The 22,593-nt window shown below is 70.5% G+C and carries 22 protein-coding genes; 9 read left to right on the forward strand and 13 right to left on the reverse strand.

Annotated features, from left to right (window positions below; genetic code table 11):
- Together IEV86_RS16810 and IEV86_RS16815 are read right to left on the reverse strand one after the other, a co-directional pair.
- On the reverse strand, positions 1 to 667 hold a 667-nt coding region (locus IEV86_RS16810; protein ID WP_188484779.1), incomplete at its 3' end, for a TnsB C-terminal domain-containing protein.
- A 7-nt stretch (positions 668 to 674) separates the two neighbouring features.
- Positions 675 to 1,274, reverse strand: coding sequence for a recombinase family protein (locus tag IEV86_RS16815; protein ID WP_188484780.1), 600 nt, complete (start codon positions 1,272 to 1,274; stop codon positions 675 to 677).
- A 198-nt stretch (positions 1,275 to 1,472) separates the two neighbouring features.
- Between IEV86_RS16815 and IEV86_RS16820 the strand changes: the two genes are divergently transcribed.
- A protein-coding gene (locus IEV86_RS16820; RefSeq protein WP_188484781.1) for an IS3 family transposase occupies positions 1,473 to 2,632 on the forward strand; the annotation gives its coding sequence in 2 pieces (ribosomal slippage) (positions 1,473 to 1,751 and positions 1,754 to 2,632; 1,158 coding nt in all).
- Positions 2,633 to 2,952: 320 nt separating this feature from the next.
- Here IEV86_RS16820 and IEV86_RS16825 read toward each other — a convergent pair.
- The 11 genes from IEV86_RS16825 to IEV86_RS16870 all read right to left on the reverse strand — a co-directional run bounded on the left by IEV86_RS16825 (position 2,953) and on the right by IEV86_RS16870 (position 13,741).
- Positions 2,953 to 6,477, reverse strand: coding sequence for an RHS repeat domain-containing protein (locus IEV86_RS16825; RefSeq protein WP_188484782.1), 3,525 nt, complete (start codon positions 6,475 to 6,477; stop codon positions 2,953 to 2,955).
- Between the two features lie 170 nt (positions 6,478 to 6,647).
- Complete coding sequence (locus IEV86_RS18310; protein WP_438820993.1) at positions 6,648 to 6,878, reverse strand: DUF6225 family protein; 231 nt, start codon at positions 6,876 to 6,878, stop codon at positions 6,648 to 6,650.
- Positions 6,875 to 7,312, reverse strand: coding sequence for a ParB family protein (locus IEV86_RS16830; RefSeq protein WP_188484783.1), 438 nt, complete (start codon positions 7,310 to 7,312; stop codon positions 6,875 to 6,877). Before IEV86_RS16830 ends, IEV86_RS18310 begins: the two co-directional genes overlap by 4 nt.
- The gene (locus tag IEV86_RS16835) at positions 7,309 to 8,223 is read right to left on the reverse strand and encodes a ParA family protein (RefSeq protein WP_188484784.1); all 915 of its coding nucleotides are present in this window, start codon (positions 8,221 to 8,223) and stop codon (positions 7,309 to 7,311) included. The genes IEV86_RS16830 and IEV86_RS16835 overlap by 4 nt, the downstream gene beginning before the upstream one ends.
- A 258-nt stretch (positions 8,224 to 8,481) precedes the next feature.
- On the reverse strand, positions 8,482 to 8,727 hold the full coding sequence (locus IEV86_RS16840) for a hypothetical protein (RefSeq protein WP_188484785.1): 246 nt from the start codon (positions 8,725 to 8,727) through the stop codon (positions 8,482 to 8,484).
- Positions 8,728 to 8,858: 131 nt separating this feature from the next.
- Positions 8,859 to 10,520, reverse strand: a complete 1,662-nt coding sequence (locus IEV86_RS16845; RefSeq protein WP_188484786.1) for a helix-turn-helix domain-containing protein — start codon at positions 10,518 to 10,520, stop codon at positions 8,859 to 8,861.
- A 397-nt stretch (positions 10,521 to 10,917) separates the two neighbouring features.
- Positions 10,918 to 11,154 (reverse strand): hypothetical protein, encoded by a 237-nt coding sequence (locus IEV86_RS16850; protein ID WP_188484787.1) that lies wholly within the window; start codon positions 11,152 to 11,154, stop codon positions 10,918 to 10,920.
- 68 nt (positions 11,155 to 11,222) lie between these two features.
- The gene (locus IEV86_RS16855) at positions 11,223 to 11,849 is read right to left on the reverse strand and encodes an FHA domain-containing protein (protein WP_188484788.1); all 627 of its coding nucleotides are present in this window, start codon (positions 11,847 to 11,849) and stop codon (positions 11,223 to 11,225) included.
- Positions 11,846 to 12,898, reverse strand: coding sequence for a M23 family metallopeptidase (locus IEV86_RS16860; RefSeq protein WP_229734714.1), 1,053 nt, complete (start codon positions 12,896 to 12,898; stop codon positions 11,846 to 11,848). The genes IEV86_RS16855 and IEV86_RS16860 overlap by 4 nt, the downstream gene beginning before the upstream one ends.
- 1 nt (position 12,899) lies before the next feature.
- Positions 12,900 to 13,256 carry a hypothetical protein gene (locus IEV86_RS16865; RefSeq protein ID WP_188484789.1) on the reverse strand — a complete coding sequence of 119 codons (357 nt, stop codon included), beginning with the start codon at positions 13,254 to 13,256 and terminating at the stop codon, positions 12,900 to 12,902.
- Positions 13,257 to 13,477: 221 nt separating this feature from the next.
- Positions 13,478 to 13,741, reverse strand: coding sequence for a helix-turn-helix domain-containing protein (locus IEV86_RS16870; RefSeq protein ID WP_188484790.1), 264 nt, complete (start codon positions 13,739 to 13,741; stop codon positions 13,478 to 13,480).
- A gap of 274 nt (positions 13,742 to 14,015) precedes the next feature.
- Here IEV86_RS16870 and IEV86_RS18215 point away from each other — a divergent pair, with 274 nt between their 5' ends.
- From IEV86_RS18215 to IEV86_RS16905, 8 genes are read left to right on the forward strand one after another with little or no spacing between them, the layout of a single operon-like run.
- On the forward strand, positions 14,016 to 14,513 hold the full coding sequence (locus IEV86_RS18215) for a DUF6668 family protein (protein ID WP_308463450.1): 498 nt from the start codon (positions 14,016 to 14,018) through the stop codon (positions 14,511 to 14,513).
- A gap of 14 nt (positions 14,514 to 14,527) precedes the next feature.
- Complete coding sequence (locus tag IEV86_RS16875; protein ID WP_188484791.1) at positions 14,528 to 14,806, forward strand: hypothetical protein; 279 nt, start codon at positions 14,528 to 14,530, stop codon at positions 14,804 to 14,806.
- A gap of 8 nt (positions 14,807 to 14,814) precedes the next feature.
- A complete protein-coding gene (locus tag IEV86_RS16880; RefSeq protein ID WP_188484792.1) occupies positions 14,815 to 15,567 on the forward strand; it encodes a DUF8175 domain-containg protein in 753 nt (250 codons plus the stop codon).
- A 3-nt stretch (positions 15,568 to 15,570) separates the two neighbouring features.
- Positions 15,571 to 17,160 carry a TrbL/VirB6 family protein gene (locus IEV86_RS16885; RefSeq protein WP_188484793.1) on the forward strand — a complete coding sequence of 530 codons (1,590 nt, stop codon included), beginning with the start codon at positions 15,571 to 15,573 and terminating at the stop codon, positions 17,158 to 17,160.
- On the forward strand, positions 17,147 to 18,658 hold the full coding sequence (locus IEV86_RS16890) for an SCO6880 family protein (protein ID WP_188484794.1): 1,512 nt from the start codon (positions 17,147 to 17,149) through the stop codon (positions 18,656 to 18,658). Before IEV86_RS16885 ends, IEV86_RS16890 begins: the two co-directional genes overlap by 14 nt.
- A 22-nt stretch (positions 18,659 to 18,680) precedes the next feature.
- A complete protein-coding gene (locus IEV86_RS16895) occupies positions 18,681 to 20,189 on the forward strand; it encodes a putative type IV secretion/conjugal transfer ATPase (protein ID WP_188484795.1) in 1,509 nt (502 codons plus the stop codon).
- The gene (locus IEV86_RS16900; protein WP_438820994.1) at positions 20,186 to 21,976 is read left to right on the forward strand and encodes a type IV secretory system conjugative DNA transfer family protein; all 1,791 of its coding nucleotides are present in this window, start codon (positions 20,186 to 20,188) and stop codon (positions 21,974 to 21,976) included. The genes IEV86_RS16895 and IEV86_RS16900 overlap by 4 nt, the downstream gene beginning before the upstream one ends.
- Entirely contained in the window at positions 21,973 to 22,518 is a 546-nt protein-coding gene (locus IEV86_RS16905; RefSeq protein ID WP_188484796.1) for a DUF4913 domain-containing protein, read from the forward strand. Before IEV86_RS16900 ends, IEV86_RS16905 begins: the two co-directional genes overlap by 4 nt.
- The last annotated feature ends 75 nt before the right edge of the window (positions 22,519 to 22,593 follow it).

Here is a 22,593-nt window from a genome sequence, read left to right on the forward strand (position 1 = left end):
CATACAGCACCTCGGGGATCCCGCACATCGGCCACCGGGGGTCGGTCTTGGGCCAGATCGCCTGCCGCAACGCCAGGGCGGTGTACATCGTCGACGGTGCACCGAAGAAGACCGTGTAGCCGCAGATCGCGCGGGAGCAGTCGTCCATCACCACGGTCAGCCACGGCCGGGCCGGCTTGCCGTCCGTGCCGACGAGCACGATGTCCAGCAAGGTGTGGTCCGCCTGCCACATCGCGTTGGGCCGGTCCGCGGTCCGCCGTAGCGCGAGCTCGTACTTGTCCCGGTAGGAGCTCGGTCCCTCGAGGGCGAGGGTGACCATGCCGGGGTCCAGGGCGGTGATGATCGATCGGACGACGCCGTAGGACGGGACCGGCCACCCGGTGCCGGCGCAGACCTTCACCACCGTTCGGTGGATCGCGGCGATCGGTGGGCGCGGCCGAGTCAGACCGAGCCCTTCGATCAGCGCGACGAGCTCCCCCGGCAGGCGATGCCCGCCCGCGTCCGCCCGCGGCAGTCGGCCCAGGGCCAGCAGACCGCCGGCGCGGTAGCGGGCATGCCAGCGTTCCAGCGTGCGCACTCCCAGGCCGTGGTGACGGGCCAGCGCGGCGAGCGGGACCTGGTCCTCGACATGCGACCGCAGGATCCGCCACCGCCCGTCCGCGTCCACGACCGGCCTACACGGCGCTCGTGGCTCGTCGTGACGGCGCCGCGCCGGCGGGTGGGCGGTTCAAGGCCCGGTAGATCGTGGTGCGGGACACGCCGAGCACCTGACCGATCTGGGCGACCGTCATGTCCTTCTGCTCGTACATCCGCCGGGCAGCCCGGACCTGGTCCGCGGACAACGCCGACGGCCGCCCACCGGTGCGGCCCCGAGCACGAGCGGCCGCCAGGCCGGCGTTGGTCCGCTCCCGGATCAGGTCACGCTCGAACTCGGCCAGGGCCGCGAAGACGTGGAACACCAATCGTCCGCCCGGGGAGGTCGTGTCGATCGTCTCCTGCAAGGACCGGAACCCCACGCCGCGGTCGGCCAGAACCTGCAGCTGGTCGATCAGGTGACGGATCGACCGGCCGAGCCGGTCCAGCCGCCACACCACCAAGGTGTCCCCCGGGCGCAGCTGGTCCAGCAGCTTGTCCAGCTCCGGGCGGTGCTGCAGCGACCCCGAGCCGGTGTCCACGAACACCCGGTAGCACCCGGCCTTGGTCAGCGCGTCGATCTGCAACGACGCGTCCTGGTCGGTCGTCGACACGCGCGCGTAGCCCAGAAGGTGCCCCACCCCCCGACCGTAGCGAAACCCGTCCGGTACGGGAAGTATCGGACCGTAGATTCCGGTACACAGTTCCGCTACATCGGGCGCCCCGTCGACCACCCCACGGCGGCTGAGCTCTGACGGGTGTAGCGGAAACGGGTCTGCTGCACGGATAGGTGACACCTGACCTGTGGGGACGAGGTCCCCGCTGGAAGGATGTGCACCGTGCCCAGGCCCTATCCGATGGAGTTCCGCCGGGACGTCGTGGCAGTCGCTCGCCGCGGGGATGCGCCGATCAAGCAGGTCGCGGCCGACTTCGGGATCGCCGAGTCGTGCCTGCGTAACTGGCTGCGTGACGCGGACGTCGAGGACGGCAACCGCCCCGGAGCGAGCGCGAGCGAGTCCGCTGAGCTGCGTGAGCTGCGCCGCCGCAACCGGCTGCTCGAGCAAGAGGTCGAGATCCTGCGCCGCGCCGCGGCTTACCTGTCCCAGGCGCATCTGCCGGGAAAATGATCTACCCGCTCGTGACTGAGCTCGCCGACGACGGTGTTCCCGTCGCGGTGACGTGCCGGGTCCTCAAGCTCGCCCGCCAGCCCTACTACCGCTGGCTCGCCGCACCGATCGGCGCCCGCGAGCTTGAGGAGGCATACCTCGCGAACGCGCTGTTCGACGCCCACCGCGACGACCCGGAGTTCGGCTACCGGCTCCTGGCCGACGAGGCCGCGAGGGCTGGCCTGGCTGCCTGCGACCGGCGGGTGTGGCGGATCTGCTCCGGCAACGGCTGGTGGTCGGCGTTCGGCAAGAAGCGCACCCGGGGCGGCAAGAAGGCCGGCCCACCGGCCCACGACGACCTCGTGCGACGGGTCTTCGCCGCCGACGCGCCGAACCGGTTGTGGCTCTGGGACATCACCGAGCACCCCACGGCCGAGGGCAAGGTCTACCTCTGCGCGATCAAGGACGTGTTCTCCAACCGGATCGTGGGCTACTCGATCAGCGACCGCATGGCCTCCCAGATCGCAGTGAACGCGCTGGTCAGCGCCGTGCAACGGCGACGCGACGTCGCCGGGTGCGTGGTGCACTCCGACCGAGGCAGCCAATTTCGAAGCCGGAAGGTCGCACGCGTCCTCGCGGCGCACGAGCTGGTCGGATCGATGGGCCAGGTCGCCTCCGCGGGAGACAACGCTGCCATGGAGAGCTTCTTCTCGCTGCTGCAGAAGAACGTCCTCAACCGGCGCCGCTGGGCCACCCGCGAAGACCTGCGGATCGCGATCATCACCTGGATCGAAAGGACCTACCACCGCCGCCGACGCCAGCACCGGCTCGGGCGCCTAACACCCGTCGAGTTCGAGACCATCATGACCACTCAGGTCGCACTCGCCGCCTGAGACCGACTGTCACCTACTCGTGCAGCAGACCCAACGTTCGTTTACGTGAATCAGTAGAGTCCGGTGCAGCGATCAAGCGGGCGGAGGAGGAGCCTGATGTCATCAAGCGTCGCGCAGCACAACCACCCCGATCCCGGCAAGTATCAGCAGCACTACTCCCAAAATCCGAACAAGTGCACGCTCGCCTTCCCGGGCCTCCTTCGGTCGCAGCCTCGCAGGGAGTCGATCCACGAGCCGGCTGATGAGATCGGGAGCGATGAGGCACAGGAGTCCCGCCACCGAGAAGAGGACGATCTCTAGAAGCACCAGCGAGCGTGGCATCAGCCGAAGGCCTTCAGCACCGCACCACCGAGGCACGCGCCGCCGATGTCACCTTGCGAAGCGCTCCCGCCACTCAGCGCGGCAGACGTTCCCTCAGCGACCGCACCACCGATACAGCCGCCGACTGCAGCGCCGGCCGCTGCACCGACCGGGCCCCCGCCCAGTGCTGCTGGGACGATGATTAGGGCTCCAACGAAGGCGCCCAGTGCGTTCCCACCGAACTCAGCCCAGCTGAAGCGCCCCGTCGGGTCGATGTAGTTGATGGGGTTGTTGGCGGCGTAGGCGTAGCGGTTGGCGTTGGCGGGGTCGAGGGGTGCGTCGAGGGTGTCGTGTTGGGTCCAGCGTCCTTCGGTGGGTGTGTAGTAGCGGGCGCCGTTCTTGATCCAGTCGGTGGTGCGGTCGTGCAGGCCGCCGGTGTACAGGAACGGGGTCTGCACGGTCGCGTTCCCGCCGGAGGTGGTCTCGAGCTCGGCGACGCCGTAGGGGTCGAAGGAGTACTCGAACGCGGTGGTGTTGAAGTTCGACAGCAGCGCCACCGGGGAGCCCAGGCCGTCGTAGATGTACAGCAGGTCCTGCCCGGTGGAGGTCCGGATCTGGACCGGTTGCCCGGTGGGGTCGTTGTCCAGGTGGGCGGTGTTCCCGTCGAGCGTGACCCGTTCGATCGCGGGCCGGCCGACGGCGCCGGTGGTGCCGTAGGTGTAGGAGTACGTCCCACCGGGGGTCTCGTTGCGGACGAGCTCACCGTTGCCGACCCCGGCGTAGGTGTAGTCGTAGGTGGTGCCGGCCTTGGTGACCGAGGCCATCTGGTCCCCGGCGGTGTACGCGATCGTCCCGGCGGCCGGGTCGGCGGTGAGGTTCCCCGCGCCGTCGTAGGTGAACCCGCTGCTGGTGGTCTGGTTCGCGGCGTTGTGCGTGCGCGTCTGGGTGGTGCTCGACCCGCCGGTGGTGACCGTGGCGCTGGTGCGGTTGCCGCGGGCGTCGTAGGCGTAGGCGTGCGTGACCGCGGGGTGCGCCGTGGCGTTGGTGCCGGCGGTGGTCGCGGCCTGGGTCAGGCGCCCGGCGCCGTCGTAGGTGTAGGTGGTGGTCTGCCCGGTGACGTGGTCACGGCGCCACTGCACGAACGACCGGTCGTCCGTGGTGCTGGTGGAGCAGGTGGGGTAGGTGGAGTTGGCCGCGTAGCAGTACTGCAGGTCCACCACGGTGGTCACCTGCGACCCGGACGAGGGCTGGCGGCGTTCGCCCTTGATCCGGGACGGCCGCCCGGACGTGTCGTAATCGGTGTGCGAGTGCGCGGCCCAGATGGTGTTGGTCGGGTTGGTGCGCATCCACGTGTCGGTGCGCCGGCCCTTGTCGTCCACGGCGAAGTTCGTCGTCGCGGTCCCGCCGTTCGGGTGCGGGTACTGCATCGTGACCAGCGCGCCGGCGTCGTCGTACCCGTAGGTGGTGGTCCCGCCGGAGTCGGTGGTGGAGACCATGCGCCCCACCCTGTCGTACCCGTAGGTGATCGTCGCGTTGTCGAACGTATTCACCACCGAGGTGAGGTTCCCCACTTGGTCGTACGTCCAGGTGGTCGTGCCGCTGGTGTCGGTGCGGGTGCCCTGGCGTCCGGCGGTGTCGTAGGTGAACGACACGTCGGGGTTGGGGTTGGTGCCGGAGTAGTCCACCCCGGTCAGCCGGTCCAGCAGGTCATAGCTGTAGGTCGTGGTCACCCCACGGCCGTTGGTGGCCGTCTTCAGCCGCCCGTAGGTGTCGTAGGTGAAGTCCCGCACCCCCAGGGACGAGCCCGTCACCGGGGTGACCTTCGTCACCTGCGCGTTCGTGTAGGTGTAGGTGGTCTTGTTCGTCCCGTTGCCCGGGGCGGTCGCGGTGACGACGGTGCCGTTGGTGTTGCGGGTCAGCACCGCCTGCGCGGCCAGGGCGTCGGTGGAGGTCATGACGTTCCCGGCACCGTTGTACGTGTACGCCGAAGAGTTGCCGGCGTCGTCGGTGCTGGAGGTCGGCAGGTACTTCGTGGCCGCGGCGGTATTCGTGTACTCCCACCCGCGCGTGGCACCCGTCGGCGAGGCCAGCGACGTCAGGGACTCCCCGCTGTTCGCCCCGTAGGTCATCGTCGTGGTTGCCGCGGAGGTCCCGGCGCCGGTGGTAGCCGTGGCCGGGTCGTAGTTCGCGGTGTACGTCGCCGCCCGCTCACGCCCCTCGGCGTCCACCGCCTTGGTCACCCGCCCCGTGCGGTCCGCGGCAAGGGTGTACGCGGTGCGCTCCCCGGAGGTGGGGGACCCGGTGGTCTCCTGCTCCCCGTCCGAGACCAGCGTCTGCGTGTCGGAGGTGTACGCCAACCGGGTCCAGGAGTCCCCGGCCGACCCGGCCGTGCCGTTGACCTGCCGCACCGCGGTGACCCGGTTGCGGACGTCGTACTCCACGTACGTGTCGATCCCACCGGGAGCCTGCACGCGGGTCAGCTGGTGGGCGGTGTAGGTGAACGTCGTGGTCCGGTTTAACGCATCGGTGATCGTCGTCAGGTCACCGGAGCCGTTGTAGCCGAGCCCCACGGTGCGAACCGACCCCGAAGGCCCTTGTCGGATCGAGGTCAGCCGCCCCGAGGTGTACGCGAACGTCACATCCAAACCGGCCGGGCCGCGGGTGGCGGTGATGCCGGCCAGGCGGGTCGGGTTGTAGGGGTCGTAGGTCAGGGTGTGGGTGTTGCCGTTGCGGTCCGCGATCGTCGTCAGGATTCCCGAGGCGTTGAACGTCAGCTTCTGCTGCGACGCGTGGTCCGTCAGCGCCCACCCACCGCCCGACAGTGCGACGAGGTCCGCCGTCAGACCGGCGGGCGCGGTGAAAGCCCCACCGCCGGCCGGGACGAACGTGCCGGTCAGGCCGGCCGGGCCGTGGAACACGAGCGACCCGTCCGCGGCCGCCTCCAGGCGCATCCCCACGCTGACGGTCCACCCGTACCCCGTCGGGTTCGACGTCGACGCCTGCGCCACACCGGCACCCAGGGACAGGGAGTTGTAGACCAGCTGGACCGGGACGTCGGAGTGCACCCCGGGGACCGACAGGGCCTCGGCGGTCAGCATCAGGTTCCCTGTCCCGACGTCGACCTTGGCGCTGACCCGGTCACCGAGCTGGAACGGCAGCGCCGTCGCGTTCTTGCGCGGCCCCGCACCCAGCATCGGTGAGACCACGCTCGTGACCACTGGCGCCGCCGCGGAACACGTCGCGGCGTCGCAGGACTTCATCGTCCACTCCAGCGTGGTCCCGGCGGCCTGCACCGGCAGGGTCGTCCGTGCAACCTGTCCCGACGTCGCCGCGACCGTGGCGCCGTTGACCACGTTCCACGTGCTCGCACCGGCCGTACGCGCGAAGAACCTGGCGGTGACCGCCCCACCATCGGGATCGCTGACCGTCCCAGCGAGCACCGGGGTGTGCGTCACCGCCCGCTCGAAGGTCAAACCGGTCGGCACCGTGGGTGCCGCTGCCGCCGCCGGCAGCGCACCGACCACCACCGCGGCCGTGGCGGTCATCGCGACCACGCTGAACCGAACACCAGAACGACGACGTGTGCGCATCAAGGCCCCCAGCCCGCACCCCGCCGCCCCATCGCGACGAGTGATCACCAATGCCTACCGCCGTCACAACCGGTCGCGACAGCAAGTCCCGTCAACACCACCCGAACGGGCTACCCCACCCGGCGTCATGCCGCCCCGACCGTGGTCGCCACCGAGCCCCGAACGAACCCCGCCATTGATCGGCGAAGACCACACCCGTAGCCGGCGCCGATGAGGGGGACGCGGCGGCGGGAGTGGCCGTGGGCGTCGAGGCAGATATCGACGGCTAGGGGTGTGTCGTCGGGGAGGCCGACGAGTTCGGCGCGGAGCTGGCCGACGGTCCACTGCGGGCGTTGGCGTGGCTGGGTCACGTTCATCCCTCTAGGGGGCGGCCGGGGGGCAGTGGCTGCTCCCCGCCGGTGAAGGGTCGGCCTTCGTTGTACTGCTGCTCGAGGCGGGTGGCCTCGGCGTCGAGCACGGCGGAGATGAGGTCGCTGAAGGAGGTGTGGCCTTCGGTGTGGGCGGTAGCGCGGTAGGCGGCGCGGATGCGTGCGCGCACGTCGCGCGGTACGGCGACGTTCAGCTGCTCCTTCGCCTTGGTCGGCCTCCGTGCCGCGGCGGGGGCTGGCGGGGTGGGGGCTGGCGGGATGGGGGCGACCGTCGCGGGGGGGCTGAGGCTGACCGAGGCCTCTGGTGCGGGCTGTGTGGTGCGGTTTCGTGCGAGGAGCCTGCTGGCGTCGGGGTGCACTCCCCCGCTGCGGGGCCTGGCTCCGAAGCCGGTGATGGTGCGGTTGGGGGCGGGCTCGCTCATGCCGGCACCTCCTGCTGCTGGATGGCTTCGGCGTCGGTGATCTTGGCGACGATTTCGGCGGCGAGTGCGTGGTAGTCCTCGGCGACGCCGCTGGCGGTGCGCGGCGCTCCCCCGGCGGCTGCTTCGCCGCGGCGGATTTGCCACCAGGCGGGGCCCTTGCGGGCTTCGTCTTCGAGCTCGTGGACGAGCTGGCCGCGCTCTCGCGCGGCGTGGGCGGTGGCTTCGGAGTGTCGGATGGTGGCTTGCATGACGACGTCCTCGGCACCGAGGGCTTCGACAATGCGTGCTCGGGCTTCTTCCTTGATGCGGTGGGCGCTGCTGCCGGTGCCGAACAGGACAACGCCGAGGAGGTCCAGGCCGGGGTTGAGGTCGACGACGGCGTCCAGGCGCCGGGCGACGTCGAGCATGCCCTTGCGTGAGCTCGCGTCGGACTTCGCCGGCACAAGCGCCCACCGGGCCGCCGCCGCGGCGGCGGTCTGGAGGGCTTCGATGCCGGGCGGGCAGTCGATGAGGATGAGGTCGTACTGCTCCGACAGCGGCTGCAGCACGCGAGCCAGCGCGAGCCGGGCGGCGGTCTGGTCCTTCGCTGCCGCCAGCGCTGCGGCTGCGGCGTCGAGGTGGTGCCCGCCGATCATCACGTCGAGGTTCGGTCGTACTGACGGCACGGGCGTGCCGGGCTGGCCGAACGCCAGCGCGGCGGCGAGCGCGCGGCCTTGATCGTCGACGTCGCTCTGGGTGTAGCCGAGGTCCTCCCCCAGGTTTCCCTGCGGGTCCATGTCCACGGCGAGCACTCGGAAGCCGGAGTGGGCGACGAGTCCAGCGACGTTGGCCGTGACGGATGTCTTGCCGGCGCCGCCCTTGCCGTTGATTACAGCGACGACACGAGTCAGGAGCGAGCGGTCGATCTCCATTGGATACCTCCTAGGTCTGCTAGCGAACCTAGCCCACCTAGGATTCATAGCGTCGCAGACACGCCACCCGACCAGCCTAAGCGCCGCTAGGAATCCTAGGATTCCGCTGTCGCGGGCCACCAGCTTCGCTCGCGCGCCCGAGAGCGGCCGGCCGCGCGAACCATGCCGCTAGCCTTCCTAGTTTTCCTAGCGATCCTAGGTGCCCTAGGTTTGCTCTAACTCCTAGGATTTCTAGGTCCCTTAGGCCAGTTGCCTTAGTCAGACGGGCATCGCCTGGCGGTCGGGGATCCAGGCGTACCAGGGGGCGCGTCCGGAGATGTCTTGCTCGACGCAGACGAAGCCGCGGGAGCGGGCGACGACGTAGAGCTGGACGGTGATCTTGTGTCCGCCGTAGGTGTGGGTGGTGATGACTGCGCGTCGTGGGGCGGGCAGCATCGTGGCGGGCTTGGGGTCACCGTTGGTGACGATCCAGGAGTCGTAGTGTGCTCGAGCCGGACGGTCCACGACCGCAGTGTGCGCCCAGCCCCTGACATCGGCCTCGAGCTGCCTGCCCCTGGTGGCCAGGTGAGCCGGGCCAGCGGAGTCCTCGTCGTGCATAGCCCATGCTGCTGCGCCCGCCGGGGTGGGCGAGTGGGCTAGCTGGCGAAGGCCAGGAGGGTGTAGCCGGAGGGGTCGTCGTCCTCCGGTGGCCACCAGAAGTCCTCGGCCGGATCCGCGGGGGAGTCGGTGTGCTGCTCGTGGCGTGCGAGCCACGCGCGCCACCGTCGCCGTTCGGCGGTGTAGCGGCGCATCTGGGCCACGACGTCGTCCAGGACACCGAGGATCTCGGCCGCGCGCAGCAGGTGGTGGGGGAGAGCGACCAGGGTGCGGTCGTGTCGCTCGAGCAGCCCGTGGGAGCTGAGGGTGTCGACCGCGTCGTGCACGGAGGACCTGGCGATCCCGGTCGCGGTGACCAGGGAGGTGATGGTGTTGGCGCGCCCGTTCTCGACGGCCTCGAAGACCAGGGCCGCCACGGGTCCGAGGGTGCGGAACACGGGCCGCAGCGCGTGCGCCCTGCCGCGGTCCCAGCGCAGGTCAGCGGCCATGGCGACCAGGTCGGTGGGGATAGTGAGCTCGTACAGGTCGCCGTGCTCACCGCGGGCCGGTTCGATGAGGTCGATCCACCCACCGGGCTCGGACGCCAGCCGGCGCAGCACCGTGGCGACGGTGGAGTGGTCGGCTCCGACCGCGATGGCGAGCGACCTGGTGCCGTAGGCGATGTAGCGGGTCCCGGACTTGTGTGCGGCTTCTCCGAGCGCACGGAGGACGAACCGGGTGAGGTACCCGGCCCTGCCGGGGAACCGGTGCTGTTCCGTGGCGCGCAGGACGGTGCGCCAGGTGCGGATGTGGTCGTGCTCCGCGTGCGGGTCCAGTAGAGCGGGGATGCCCGCGTGTGTCTTTAGGGGGCTTGTGTGGGATCTGCGGACATGGTTCTCCCCGGGGGTTCTGGTGGGTGGTTCTTGACGGGCGGTGGCCAGGAACGTCTGGGCGTTGTGCCAGTCCTTGGCCAGGGACGCGGGCCGCTGGGTGGGGCGGTAGCGGGCGTACAGGGCCGCCAGTCCTGGCCAGCGGCCGTCGTGCAGGCGGGCCGCGACGTCGGCCAGGGACCACCCGGCGGCGACGGCGCCGGCGATGACGCCCTGACGTGCCTCGGAGGGGGACGCGTAGCGGTTGGTGTCGTACAGGCCGGTCTCGGCGATGCTGCGCAACCGGGCGGACAGCTGCCCACCACGGCCCGCCGGAACCCCGGAGGGCTCCTGGGGCCACGCGGCGGTCTGGGCGGCCTTCCAGGCGGAGATCTCCGCAGCCAGGCCCGTGCGTAGGGCTGTGAGCACATCAGCGGGATTGGGGCGGCGCAGCACGTCGTACGCGGCGGCCAGCGGCATCGTGAGCCGTTGGTGGCCGCCGGTCTTGTGCGTGGAGCCGGGCACGCGGATGCACCCGGTCTTCAAAGACCGGTGCGGGCCCGGGTCCAGCGTGGGATGCGACGTCGCCAGGGCCTCGACGAGCTCGCGGGCCACGTCGTACGGGACACGGGCGGTGAACGGGACGTAGATGTGCACCCCGCCGCTGGGGGAGGCGTCGGTGACGAACCGGGCGCCGTGACCGCGCAGCAGCCCGGTCAGGCGGGCGGCGTCGGCCGCGACCGCGTCCGGGCCGCCGCGGGAGGCGTCCAGGTCCAGGCACAGCGCTGCGCAGCACCCATCCGCGCCGTAGACGCGCACCGCGGCCGGGGCGGTGGGCAGGGCCTTGCTCAACGGCCGCTCATCCCGGGTGCGGTACTCCAGCAACCCGCGCGCGGTCCGCACACCCAGACGCATCCGCGGCGCACCAGCCAGCAACGGGGCCAACGCAGCCCACGCCGCACGGGCTGCCTCCACGTCCGCCGACCCGCGCGCAGGCACTACCGGGGGAGCGGTGAGCAGGGTCGCGCTGGGAGGCGCTTCGGGTGAATCGCCGACGACACGCCTCGGCGTGTCAGCCGGGTGCGCTAGTGCGGGTGCGTGTGTGTGAGTTACCTTGGGCTCCAAGCGAACAGACACGCCGAAGGGTGTGTCGAACGGAGCTCTTCACCTCCCGGGCGCCAACCACACGGGTGAAGAACTTTGAACTCGGCCCGTCCCCTCAGGGGGGCGGGCCATCGCTTTGTCTGGGTCAGGCTGGGATGTCGAGCGCCTCCTGATGGTTGTCCGGCTCTTCCCACCACACCGGGCGGCCAGTCGGGTCAAGCTCCGCCCGGTCGATCAGCGCCTCGAGGATTGCCCACTTCGGCGCGCCGGTAGCAGCGACCATGGCCTCGAGCTTCTGCTTGGCTTCGGCGTCGACCTCGGCGAACACGGCGACGCGTCCAGCTCCTGTGCCGCGGGCACGCCGCGTGGTCTTGACTGCCATGGTGGTCAACCTAGACATAGACATAGGCAGCCCGGGCGAACTTGATCGGCGTGTCGAGGACGGGATCGTCATGCCGTCTCCGTCCGAACGATGACCACACGGTGGTCCCCGACGAGGACGGCTGCGCCGGGAGGCACGTGCAGAGGTCGTTCCGGCTGGGCGTCGCGGCGTGTGCCGTGAAGTTCCACGGCGGTGCCGTTGGTGGAGTCTCGGTCGGTGACGGTGACCGCACCTTTGTCGTCGACATCGATCCGGCTGTGCGTCTTGCTCAGCAGGCGGGTGGGATCACTGACGGCAAGCACGACGTCGACGAGCTCGCCTGGGCGTGGCCGAGGGTTGCGTCCGATGAGGAAGGACAGTCCGGCCGGGCTGGCCTGGGTGTCGTCTACGACGAGGTGGACGGGCGCGACAGCGTTGGCCGCAGCACGGCCGGGCGTCGGCTCTACACCGTCCACGTAGCCACTGGGGTGGACGATCAGCGGCCAGCTGCCCTCGGGGTCAGTGGCGGTGACTCGGACCGGTCGCCCCAGCGCGGACGCTGCCCGCAGGGCCACAACGCCGATGGCGGCCTGGCGAGCGGAGACGACGTCACCGGTGGGCGGTACGGGGTAGGAGATCCCCTGGATGGTGACCTCTGCGCTGGTGTCCGGGTGGATCGTCACCGTGATCCGCGGGAAGTGGGGGACCGTGCTCATCGCAGCTGGATCCCGACAGCGGACATGAACGTGACGGGGTCGGTCGACGCCCCGTTGACGTAGACCTCGAAGTGCAGGTGGCAGGCCGTGGACGAGCCGGTGTTGCCGACCAGGGCGATGTTGTCGCCGCCTTCGACGTGGTCGCCGACGTCGACGAGGACGCCGTTGGCGTACATGTGCGCGTACCTGGTGCGCAGCCCACCGCCGTGGTCGATCTCGATGAGCTGGCCATAGCCGCTGGCCGGCCCAGCGACGGTGACGACGCCGTCGTTGACGGCCCATACGGGGCTGTTGCACCCCCCGCCGCCCAGGTCCACACCAGCGTGGAGGCGCCACTCGCGGAAGATCGGGTGCAAGCGCATCCCGTATTGGCTGGTGACGGGTCCTGCCGCTGGCTGGGCCCACCCGTCGGGGTTGACCTGCCCCGGTACATCGGGGATGCCGGTGCAGGTGCTTGAGCCGGTGCCCGGAGTAAGGCCGGTGCGGGTACCGCTGACTGCTTCGACGACCGCCACGGCCGCGTCCCAGTACCGTTCGTAGTGGTACGGGTCGGCGTTGCGCTGGGTGCGGTGGGCGACGATCGTCGGTGCGATCGACTCGCGGTTGGCGATGCGGGTCATCGCCCGGAAGAAGTTCGTGGCGGAGGTGTACGGGTCCATCCGGTCCTCGTACGAGCCCCAGGCGCCGTTGTCGCGCTGTTGGAACAGGCCTCGGCTGTCCGGTCCGACGGCGTCGCCGTAGTCCAGGACTCGCAGCCCGGACTCTCCCATCGCGGTCATCACCCCGATGGTCTGGTCGCGTACGCCCAGGCCGAGGTCTGCGCCGGCGCGCAGGATGTGCACGGCGTTGGCCAGCTGTTCCCCGCTGTAGCCGGCGACGGCGCGCTGGGGGAGTGCGGCAGGATCGACGATGACGCTCGAGTCGCCGGGGTTGCAGGAGGCGTCGGCGACCGTGGAACCGAGCAGGACGAAGCCCAGCGCCCCGCCAATCAGGGCGAGTGGGGCGACGACAACACCGGCGACGACCGCCAGGGACCGGGCAGGAGCCACGTCAGCCCACGCTCTCCGGCGGACTGATCCGCTCCACGAGCCACGGGCTTGCCTCGCCGGTCCGGCTCAGGAGCACCGTGTAGGGACCGACGTCGGTCGGCACCTGGACTCCAGCGACCGAGGCGCTGGCATCGTCGATCAGCACGCCCTCGCCTGTTACCGCCCGCACGGGCACGTTGGTGGGGTCCACGTACTGGTAGTCCATCTGCGCCTGGACGCTCATAAGCGGGGCGAGGTCGGACCACCACTGCTCGTAGGGCTGGTCCGGGCGCGCGAACAGCGTGACGGCCTGGACAGCGACGCTGATAGCGGCGGCGCGGTCGACCTCGTCCCAGGACGGATCGCCTGGCGGTGTCACGGGCGATCCATCGTGGAAGTCCGGCACACCCACACCTGATGAGACCTCCGGGGCGGCGGGGGAAGGCTCCGTCGCGGTCGGGGGCGATGCGGCGGGCCCAGCCGCCGGTCGGGCCTCGCCCGGCGCGCCTGGGGGACTAGAGCACCCCGCGAGCATCAGTGTCAGCGCGATCGCCACCGGTGTCCGTGACCGCAACAGCCCTGCCCCCCTGCAGTTGTCGATCAGCCGGTGGGCGGATCGTCCTCCTCGCTCACCGGCGCTGGTGGCTCTTGCGTGGCCCGAGCCTGGTTGCTCTGCGACCTGAGGTAGCTCTTCACCTCGTCGCGCAAGATCACCCACGTCGCTTCGACCTTGTAGGCAGGGATCACCCGCCGGTTCAGCCAGTTGTAAGCGGTCGGGCGAGAGACGCCGAGCACCTCGGCGAGCTGCTCCACCGACAGATGCCGCGGTAGGCCCTCGAACAGCTCATCCAAGGGTTCGCCCATGCGCCACACAGTAGTGACCGCCACAGCGCACTATAGAGACTAGTAACAGATAGACGCAATATGCTTCCTGAGATAGCGTCGCGGTGTACCGTACTTCCGCGCCCTGGCCTATATGTCGGGATTGTCGCAGTACGCAGGGGGGACCTTGACCACAAACCCGTGGCTGTCGCCGCACGCCTCGAGCCAGGCGCCGGCCGCGGTCGAGCCTGTCCGGCTGCCCGCGGAGCGCCGTCTAGGTGCCACGCGCCCGCAACACGGGGTCCAGGCGCCCGACATGGTGGACCAGCTCCCGATCCACCAGCAGCCAGCGCCGGTGGCCGTGTGGTGGCTCGGTGTCCACGGCGGCGCGGGGGAGTCCACGCTGGCTCGCCTCCTCCCGGGCGGGCGAGCCGCGGGCCATGCGTGGCCGCGCCCGCCGGCGACCACCTACACGCCGACCCGGGTAGTCCTCGTCGCCCGTTCCCACGCCTCGGGGCTGCAAGCCGCCCAGAGAGCGGCCACTCACTGGGCCAGCGGCCATCTACCCGACATGGAAGTGCTCGGTCTGGTGATCGTCGCCGACGCGCCGGGACGGCTCCCGCGGCCGCTACGCGACCTCGCCGCACTGGTCTGCGGCGGTGTGCCCCGCGCCTGGCACGTCCCGTGGAACGAGGACTGGCGCCTCGGACGTGATGCCACCGCCGAGACCGCGCCCGCCGCAGTGCGTCGCCTCCTCGCCGACCTGCACGCGCTCATCCCAAGCTCAGGACCCGCCGCCGGCGGCACCCTCTAACGGAAGGAACCTCCATGCTCGACAGCCTCACCGCCGCGGTGATCACGACCATCCCCAATCCCACCCCGGTCCAGCCGCCGGGCACCGAAGGCCTGCTGGACATCATGGGCTGGGTGAAGTGGGTCGCCCTCGCCATCTGCATCATCGGCCTGATCGTCGCCGGAGCGATGATGGCCATCCAGTCCCGCCGCGGCGAGGGCGGCGAGCACGCCGGCAAGATCGGCATGGCCCTTGGCGGCGTCATCGTCATCAGCGCCGCCGGAGCCCTCGTCGGCTTCCTCATGGGCGCCTGAGGCTCCCCATGGCAAGCGGCGACACCGAGCAGAGCCCCTGGACACGCCCCGGCTTCATCGCCGCAGGCCTGGTCGTGGCGATCGTGCTCGTCCTGGCCGTGGTCCTAGGACTGAACGCAGCGAACAACGCAACCGCGGACCCGGAGGCGTCAGCAGACCCAACCGCCGTCCCGACGGCCACGCAACCCTCAGCGGACCCCGAGCCGACCGGAGCCACCGGGGAGAGCGTGTGCGGTCTCGACGGTGTCGCCTCGGAGCACGCCGTTACTAGCACCATCCCAGCGACATGGGAGTTCCAAGGGACGATCGCATACCCCACGTCTCCGGAGTTTGGTCCAGGCCTCACCGATGACCAAGGGATCCGCGCGTGCTTCCAGCGCTCGCCTCAGGGCGCGGTCGTGATGGCAGCGAACGCTCTCGCTCAGGGAAGCGACCCCGTGACTGGTGCGGTGTGGGCTGAATCAGCACTCGGCCACGGGCAGTACCGCGATCAACTACTGGGGGAACTCAGTGGCGCGGGGAGCGACGCGACGGGGAGCCGACTGAACATCGCCGGGTTCAGGGTGCTGGCGTACGACGGCGAGACAGCCACCATCGATCTCGGCGTACGTGGCTCCGCTGGCGGCCAGAACATCACCTTGTCCGGCGTCTACGAGCTCGTATGGCAGGACGGCGACTGGAAGATCAACGCTGATGTCCGGCAACCACTCGACATCGCCACCATCCCGGACCTCGCCGGCTACATCAGCTGGGGAGCGTGACGCGTGGCTGACTGTGGGCTCCTCGATTTCGGTTGCAAGGCTGAGGAGCTAGCGAAGAGCGCGATCGGCGACGCGATCGACAATCTGGCCCAGGCCGTGATGGAAGCCTTCGGCCGGACCGTCGCTTCTCTTGGGACAGTCTGGGTGAACATCGGCACACCTGACCTGACTGGGACAGGCGCCGGCTCTCCTGTTGCGGCGGGCTCCAGCGCCGAGGCCTCCCAGGGGCTCACAACGGTCCTGGGGTACGTCACGTGGGTCGCGCTGATCGTGGCTGTGATCTCGTTGTTCGCCCTGGGCGGCCTGATTGCCGTTCGCATGCGGCGCGGTGAGGGCCTTGCAAGCGTGGGCCGGATCGGGCTCGTCCTCGCCGCGGTGGTCTTGATCAGCGCGGCAAGCGCACTGGTCTCCGAAGCGCTTCCTGCTGGCCCGGAGAGCGGCTCGGGCACTGTCGCGTTCCTGCAGTCGTCGCTGTGGTGGTACATGGGCGCCGCCGCTGTCCTGTCCGTTCTTATCGGCGCGGCGCGGTTGGCGTGGGAGCAGCGAGCCGAGCCGGGGCGGGACCTGCTGCGCAGCCTGATGACGCTCATCGTCGTGTCTGGTGCAGGGGTGACCGTCGTGTCGCTGTTGGTCACTGCGTCGGACAGCTTCTCGGTGTGGCTGCTGAACAACTCGCTGAACTGCGATGTGACCAGTGACGGGGCGTGCTTCGGCGAGAACATCGCGCGCCTGCTGCAACTGGGCCTCAATCCGGCCACCCCAGCTCTCGGCCCGCTGTTGGTCATCATCCTGGGGCTGATCGCGATCCTGGCCAGCGTCGTGCAGATCATCCTGATGGTTGCCCGCGCGGGGATGCTGGTGATCTTGACTGGGATCCTGCCGTTGTCGGCATCGGCGACGAACACCGAGATGGGTCGACAGTGGTTCAAGAAGTGTGTGGCTTGGCTGGTCGCCTTCGTGCTCTACAAGCCGGCCGCAGCGGTCGTCTACGCGGCAGCGTTCCAGCTCACCGGGACCGACGTCGGCGTGTTCACCGATGACGGGTCAGGCCTCCTTGCGGTGCTGACCGGTTTGATGTTGATGGTGATCGCGCTATTCGCGATGCCTGCGCTGATGCGCTTCGTGACGCCGATGGTGGGGGCTATGACCGCCGGTGGGGCCGGGGGAGCGGTCGCGATGGGTGCACTGGCGGCGCTGCCGACCGGCGCGATCGCCGCGGGGCGGTTCCTCGGCGTGGGACGGGAAGCAGGCAGCGCGCCGATGTCCGGACCGACGGGCTCCACGAATCGAGGCGGGGACTCCGGTCCGAGCGGCTCCGGTCCCCAGGCTCCGAGCGGCACCGCGGCGACGTCCGCACCGCCGCCAGGTGCTTCGGGCAGCGCCGGCGGCGGGGCGTCCGCTGCGGCGGGTGCTGGGGCGGGCGCCGGTGCGGGTGGGGCGTCGACTGCTGGTGCGGCCGGTGGACCGGTCGGTATGGCCGCTGGGGTGGCGCTGGATGCAGGGATGAGGGCCGGGCAGGCCGCCGCTGGTGCGGCGCGTGCGTTCGGTGAGCGCAGTGTCGGCGAGGGGGATGGTCCAAGTGGCAGTCGTTGATGAGGCGGCGCGCAGTCCGCGCACGTACGGGAACTGGCGTCGACCGACGTCGCCGGGGTTGTTGGGCCTGGGTTCGGTCGGCACCGCGGTGCTGCTCGGTGGCCTGATCTTCGTGGTGATGACGGTGATGGTCGCCGGTCCGTTGCAGGGGCTCGCCACGGCCGGGGTGCTGGGCCTGGTGTTGCTGCTCCTGGTCAGCAAGGACCGCCACGGACGCAGCCTGCTGTCGCGGGCAGTGACCCGCGTCGGGTGGGGGATGGCCCGTTCACGCGGGTCGCACCTGTACCGCTCGGGGCCCTTGGGGCGAGCCCTGTGGGGGACCTTCCAGCTGCCCGGCCTGTTGGCCGCCTCGCGCCTGTCGGAGCACACCGACTCCTACGGGCGCCCGTTCGCGCTGCTGCATGTGCCGGCCACGGCGCACTTCACCGTTGTGCTGGGTACTGAGCCGGACGGGGCGGCGCTGGTCGATGAGGACCAGGTGGACCTGTGGGTCTCCGCATGGGGGCACTGGCTGGCCACGCTGGCGGACGAGCCGGGCCTGGATGCGGCGTCGGTGACGATCGAGACGGCCCCGGACACGGGGTCGCGGCTTCGTCGTGAGGTCGCGCTGAACGTGGACCCGAACGCCCCGGTGTTCGCGCGGGCGATGCTGGACGAGGTCGTGGCCCGGTACCCGATCGGGTCCTCCACGGTCCGCGCGTTCGTCGCGCTGACGTTCAACGCCGCGGCGCGGCCGGGTGCGCGTAAGCGCACCGCGGAGGAGATGGGCCGCGAGCTCGCTGCGCGGATCCCCGGGCTGACGTTGTCGCTGCAGGCCACCGGTGCCGGTGCGGCGCACCCCGTCCCCGCCCAGGAGCTGTGTGAGGTGGTGCGCGTGGCCTACGACCCGGCTGCCGCGACCCTGATCGACGAAGCGCACGCCGTGGGGCAGACCCCCGAGCTGTCGTGGACCGAGGTCGGGCCGACGGCACATGAGGCGTCGTGGGATGCCTACCGCCACGACTCGGCGACATCGGTGACGTGGGCGATGACCACCGCACCGCAGGGTCTGGTCCAGGCCAAGATGCTGGCGAAGGTCCTCGCCCCGCACCGGGACATCGCCCGTAAGCGCGTCACGCTGCTGTACCGGCCGATCGATCCCGCCCGTGCGGCCGCGATCGTTGAGGCGGACCTGCGCGCGGCGGAGTTCCGCCAGAGCGCGACGGCCAAGCCTGCGGCCCGGGACATCCTCGCGGTGCGTTCAGCGGCCGCGACCGCTGCCGAAGAGGCAGCCGGGGCGGGGCTGGTGAACTTCGGGATGCTCATCACCGCCAGCGTCCTGGACCCGGCCGACGAGGCGGATGCCCGTGCCGCGGTGTCCTACCTGGCCTCGGCCGCGCGCGTGGGTCTGCGCCCGGTCTACGGGGCGCAGGACTCCGCGTTCACGGCCGCGCTTCCGCTGGGTCTGGTCCTGCCGCGTCACCTGAAGGTGCCCGCCGAGCTACGGAACAAGCTGTGACCACCACGGGGGAGCGCGAGCGATGAGCCGGCAGAAGACCACAGCCGCGGCGAAGCCCCGGGTGCTGCGGCCACCGATGCGTGGGTGGCTGGGGCGCGGGCGTGGTGAGTCGTTCATGGTGCAGGCCGCTGATGAGTGGCGGGGCACCACGGTTCAGGTCTGTGGTCTGTGGCCGTTCTCGGTCGGCGCCGGGGCTCCGATGACCGGGGCACCGATCGGCCGGCACCTGTTCACCGGTGCCACGGTGTGCTGCGACCCGATCTCCTGGTTCCAGCGCGCCCAGCTGATCTCCAACCCTTCCGCGTTCGTGCTGGGCCGGCCCGGCCTGGGCAAGTCGACCCTGACTCGGCGGATGGCGACGGGCCTGGCCGGGTACGGGGTCATGCCGTTGGTCCTGGGGGACCTCAAGCCGGACTACGTCGAGCTGATCCAGGCTCTTGGCGGTCAGGTCATCACCCTGGGCCGAGGCCGCGGGTACCTGAACGTGCTCGACCCAGGCGAGGCCGCCGCGGCTGCGCAGCGCCTGACCGGCACCGCCCGCGCCCAGGTCCTCGCCGACGCCCACGGTCGCCGCCACCAGATGGTGTCCGCGCTGATCACCATCACCCGCAAGGCCCCACCCACCGACCGTGAAGAGACGATCCTGGACCGCGCGCTGGAGGTCCTCGACGAGCGCCACGACGGGGTGCCGGTGCTTGGTGACCTGCTGCAGGTCATCCGTGACGCCCCACCGGAGGTGCGGACCGTGGCGTTGGACCGCGGCTCACCCGAGCGGTACGGGCAGATCACCGAGGACCTCGAGGCGTCCCTGATCGGCCTGGTCGGCGGTGGCCGCCTGGGGGAGACGTTCTCCCATCCGACGACCAACCCGATGCGGCGGGACCGGCCGGTCGTGTACGACGTGTCCGCGATCGACGAGGGCGACCACGACCTGCAGGCCGCCGCGCTGCTGGCGTGCTGGTCGGCCGGGTTCGGCACCGTCAACGTCGCCAACGCCCTCGCCGACGCGGGCCTGGAACCGCGCCGGCACTACTTCGTGATCCTGGACGAGCTGTGGCGGGCGCTGCGTGCCGGGAAGGGGATGGTCGATCGGGTTGATGCCCTGACCCGCCTGAACCGCACCCGCGGGGTCGGGATGGCGATGGTGTCCCACACCATGTCCGACCTGCTGGCGCTGCCCAGTGAGGAGGACCGGATGAAGGCGCGCGGTTTCGTGGAGCGTGCCGGGATGGTGATCTGCGGGGGCCTGCCGCCGGCGGAGATGCCGCAGCTGAACTCGGCGGTGCCGTTCTCCCGCGCCGAGCAGGACCTGATGGTCTCCTGGTCCGACCCTCCCGCCTGGGACGCGGCCCGCGGCCGTGAGGCCGAACCACCCGGCCGCGGCCGGTTCCTGCTCAAGGTCGGCGGGCGCCCCGGGATCCCGGTGCGGGTCGAGTTGACCCAGGCCGAGCTCGCGATCAACGACACCAACAAGCTGTGGCACTCCCAGTCCCGCATCGGCGAGGCCACCGGCGTCGAGGCGACATCGTGAGCACCCCCAACAACCGCCGCAAGGACCCCGGCGCCATGGGCGCCGAGATGGTGCTGCTGTGGGTCGGCATCGTCGTGGTGGTCCTGGCCGTGGCGTCGGTGAACGTCGCCGTCCACGTCGGGCATCGACTCGCCGGGACGGGCACCCCCGTGCCTGCGGACCCGTTCGCGGTGTTCTTCAGTGTCCTCGGCGGCGACATCCCCTGGCCGCCGCAGGCGACGTGGGCGTTGGCGGGTGTGGTCGTGCTCGTCGCAGCCCTGGCCACGCTGGTGGGCCTGTGGTGGCGGGGGATCCGTCAGCGCCGCACGCGCGTTGACCGCGCCGCCGCCTACATGGGTCGCGGTCGTGACGTCGAGGCGTTGACCCGACGCCATGCCCAGGCCAGCGCCAAGCGTCTGGGAGTCACCGCGTCCCCGGGCGTGCCCATCGGCCGCACGGTGGGCGGGGGGCAGACGCTGTACGGCTCCTGGGAGGACATGCACATCGACATCTGGGGGCCGCGCACCGGCAAGACCACCAGCCGGGCAGTGCCGGCGATCCTGGACGCCCCCGGCGCGGTGCTGGTCACCTCCAACAAGCGCGACGTCGTCGACGCCACCCGCGACGTGCGAGCCCGCACCGGCCCAGTGTGGGTGTTCGACCCGCAAGGCATCTCCCTCGAGGAGCCGACATGGTGGTGGAACCCCCTGTCGTACGTGACGGACGAGGTCCGCGCCGCCAAGCTGGCCGAGCACTTCGCCTCCGGGTCCCGTGACCCCGGCGCTCGCACGGATGCCTACTTCGAGCCCGCCGGGCAGGACCTGCTCACCGGGCTCCTGCTGGCCGCCGCGCTGGATCGGCGCCCCATTACCGACGTGTACAGGTGGACCACGCGTCCCACGGACGAGGCCGCGGCGGACATCCTGCGTGACCACGGCTTCACGCTGACCGCGGCGCAGGTCGCCGGGATCGTCGCCGCCCCGGACAAGCAGCGCGGTGGCGTGTTCGGCACCGCCCAGCAGATGGCCTCCTGTCTGACGAACAGGCAGGTCGCCACCTGGGTGACGCCCCGCGGGCCGATCGACACCCGCCCGCACTTCGACCCCGCCGCGTTCGTGGCCGGCGGGGGCACCCTGTACTCGCTGTCCAAGGAAGGCCGCGGCACCGCCGGGCCCCTGGTTACCGCGCTGACCGTCGCGGTCGTGGAGGCGGCCGAGGAGCTGGCCGCACGCTCGGCCGGCGGGCGGCTGACCACACCGCTGCTGGGCGTGCTGGACGAGGCCGCGAACGTGTGCCGGTGGCGGGAGCTGCCGAACCTGTACAGCCACTACGGCTCCCGCGGCATCGTGCTGATGACGATCCTGCAGAGCTGGTCCCAGGGCGTGGAGGTCTGGGGAGAGTCCGGGATGAAGAAGCTGTGGAGCGCGGCCAACGTCGCCGTCTACGGCGGCGGCGTCAAGGAGCCGGCGTTCCTGGAGGACCTGTCCCGGATGGTCGGGGACTACGACCGGCAGGCCTCCACCCTGTCCACCGGCCGAGGTGGGCGCGGTGTGTCCTACCAGCTGCACCGTGAACGGATCCTGGACGTCGCGGACCTGGCAGCGATGCCCAAGGGCCGAGCGATCGTGCTCGCCTCCGGTTCCCGCCCGACCCTGATCCGCACCCAGCCGTGGATGGCCGGGCGCCACGCTGACGCGGTGCGGGCCTCGATCGCCGCCCACGATCCCCAGGCGGCCCGCACCCTCAGCAATGCCGACGCCGAACTCGCCGCCGTGCGGGTAGTAGAAGCGACTAGGGAGATGCCATGAGCGACTGGGGAGCCGACGAGTACGACGAGCCAGGCATTCAGGCTGAGCCCGTCGCCGACGACCGGCCGCTCGGTGCAGGTCACCCGTTCGAGGCACCTGCCGACAACGAGGACGTCCATAAGTCAGCTCCGACCCTCTACTTCGGGTCGGTCGATGAGTTCGTGCGCGAGTACCTACGCAACGTCTACCGGCGCAAGATCGCCGGTGACGGCCGTACCCGAGTCTGGGCCGCCGAGTGGTGGAAGTACGACGAGGCCGTGATCCGCCTTGAGGCGCTTTGGCGCGCCTGGGAGCACCTACGTCAAGAGCCCACCACCGGCATGAGCGTGTGGTGGCGCGACCACGCCGACCACCACATGGCCATGCTGATGGACCCCGATGGCCCGTTCGCCGGTGCGGAGGGTCTCAACAACTCTTGCAAGCGGGGCGAGCCACTGCCCTATGCCCCGCCACCGGCGGGCATGTTCGCGGACGTTCGCGCGTCCCGCCTCTCGGCGGCGCCGACCGCTCAGTCACTAGGCGGGAACGCGACGCCCGCCTAGTGACCTATCCAGAAAGATGAGCCATTCGAGGGAACAGTCGCGAAGCGGCCGTTAGCCAGTCCGGTTGCTGGCACT

Source organism: Cellulomonas carbonis (genome assembly GCF_014636275.1).
GTDB lineage: Bacteria > Actinomycetota > Actinomycetes > Actinomycetales > Cellulomonadaceae > Actinotalea > Actinotalea carbonis.

What these genes read in the sequence shown, in the direction of transcription:
- IEV86_RS16905 (WP_188484796.1), top strand. Translation starts at nt 21,973, where the DNA reads ATGAGCGACTGGGGAGCCGACGAGTACGACGAGCCAGGCATTCAGGCT.
- IEV86_RS18215 (WP_308463450.1), top strand. Translation starts at nt 14,016, where the DNA reads ATGGTGGACCAGCTCCCGATCCACCAGCAGCCAGCGCCGGTGGCCGTG.
- IEV86_RS16830 (WP_188484783.1), bottom strand. Translation starts at nt 7,312, where the DNA reads ATGAGCGAGCCCGCCCCCAACCGCACCATCACCGGCTTCGGAGCCAGG.
- IEV86_RS16825 (WP_188484782.1), bottom strand. Translation starts at nt 6,477, where the DNA reads ATGACCGCCACGGCCGCGGTGGTGGTCGGTGCGCTGCCGGCGGCGGCA.
- IEV86_RS16895 (WP_188484795.1), top strand. Translation starts at nt 18,681, where the DNA reads ATGAGCCGGCAGAAGACCACAGCCGCGGCGAAGCCCCGGGTGCTGCGG.
- IEV86_RS16870 (WP_188484790.1), bottom strand. Translation starts at nt 13,741, where the DNA reads ATGGGCGAACCCTTGGATGAGCTGTTCGAGGGCCTACCGCGGCATCTG.
- IEV86_RS16875 (WP_188484791.1), top strand. Translation starts at nt 14,528, where the DNA reads ATGCTCGACAGCCTCACCGCCGCGGTGATCACGACCATCCCCAATCCC.
- IEV86_RS16880 (WP_188484792.1), top strand. Translation starts at nt 14,815, where the DNA reads ATGGCAAGCGGCGACACCGAGCAGAGCCCCTGGACACGCCCCGGCTTC.
- IEV86_RS18310 (WP_438820993.1), bottom strand. Translation starts at nt 6,878, where the DNA reads ATGAACGTGACCCAGCCACGCCAACGCCCGCAGTGGACCGTCGGCCAG.
- IEV86_RS16850 (WP_188484787.1), bottom strand. Translation starts at nt 11,154, where the DNA reads ATGGCAGTCAAGACCACGCGGCGTGCCCGCGGCACAGGAGCTGGACGC.
- IEV86_RS16855 (WP_188484788.1), bottom strand. Translation starts at nt 11,849, where the DNA reads ATGAGCACGGTCCCCCACTTCCCGCGGATCACGGTGACGATCCACCCG.
- IEV86_RS16835 (WP_188484784.1), bottom strand. Translation starts at nt 8,223, where the DNA reads ATGGAGATCGACCGCTCGCTCCTGACTCGTGTCGTCGCTGTAATCAAC.